The sequence below is a fragment of the Endozoicomonas sp. SESOKO3 genome, from assembly GCF_024606255.1.
On the sequence record NZ_JAHHPR010000501.1, the window covers coordinates 1 to 1383 of the forward strand.

Here is a 1383-nt window from a genome sequence, read left to right on the forward strand (position 1 = left end):
CCAGTGGACTGATCGCAATACTGACATGGGGATGCTCCAGACTTTTACGATTATCCTCGATACTGGGAGTGTGAACCTCTGAGCTATTGCCGGAAAGCATGTCCTTGCCAATCAGGAACACCAGAATGCCTCCTGCAATTCTGAGTGCCGGGAGGGTGATACCAAAAAGACTGAAAATGACATGACCTAGCAGGCAAAAGACACTGACAATAATGAACGCCAGAAAGTTGGATTGTATGGCGATTTTTCGCTTTTCAGCCGATTCAAGCCCATTGGTTAAGCCCAGAAAAATGGGGGTATTGGCAACGGGATTCATGATGGCAAAGAAGCTCACAAAGACAGTGGCTGCGAATGATAAGAGTTCTGTCATCTTCAAGCCGCAGAGCAGTCAATAAGGCCCAAGGATAGTTCAGAACTCTCTCAATATCATGGCTGTTCCGGATCTGACTTCGTCCTTCTTCAGTGGTTACTCGATTGTTGACAGTCAAAATCCTATTGATTTTCTTTTTTTAACGTTTGATCCGGACTTTCAGACTCTGCCACTGTTGGTTTATCACTTGGTGGAGCAAAAAAGATCTTCATACGCTGTTTGAGCGTCGTGTGTTTGCCTTTTACTTCTCTAAACATATCCAACCATTCAGAGAAGGTCACAACCAGCGGATTATAGCTGTTGACAGGCTTGCTGATCCCATAGCGCACGGTTTCCACTTCTGGTTCAAAGGTACCGAATAGCTTATCCCAGACGATCATAACACCGGCATAGTTTTTATCAATGTATTGAGCGTTGAGCCCATGATGAACCCGGTGATGCGACGGTGTGTTAAAAATAAGTTCGAGCTTACCGAGAGTGCGAACCCACTGTGTATGAACAAAGAACTGTAGCCCCAGGTTAAGCAGGACCGCAAAGATAACCCATTTAGGCTCAAAACCAATGATGACCAAAGGAACCCAAAACAGCCACATACCAGCAATCGGGTACATCAGGCTTTGGCGAAACGCTGTGCTGAAATTCATTCTTTCCGAGCTATGATGTGCGACGTGGGCAGCCCACATCCAGCGCACCCTGTGGCTGGCGCGATGAAACCAGTAGTAGCAAAAATCCTGTAAGATCAGCAAAATAACAAAGGACGCTGCGTTCATTTCAATCTCTAGCAACTTCCAGCCAAAAAGCCAGAAATAGAGTTTTACAATCAACAGGCCTGTAAGGAGATCTGCCAGCTGATGCATACCTGCTAATGAGAAGTTGCACAGCACTTCTGGCAGTTTATAGGCAGAATTTTCCGGTAGCTTTCCGCACCTTTGGCCAGTGAAATACTCCGCCACCATTAAACCGATAAACAGCGGAGCAAGCAGCATCAGTAACCATTCGGGATGGTTAATAAT

The 1383-nt window shown here is 46.0% G+C and carries 2 protein-coding genes; both read right to left on the reverse strand.

The genetic code is table 11. The annotated features are described in order from the left end of the window. A partial coding sequence (locus KDK18_RS08765) for a MarC family protein (RefSeq protein ID WP_257254522.1) occupies positions 1–370 on the reverse strand: 370 nt, incomplete at its 3' end. A 122-nt stretch (positions 371–492) separates the two neighbouring features. Next, a partial coding sequence (locus tag KDK18_RS08770) for a sterol desaturase family protein (protein ID WP_257254523.1) occupies positions 493–1383 on the reverse strand: 891 nt, incomplete at its 5' end.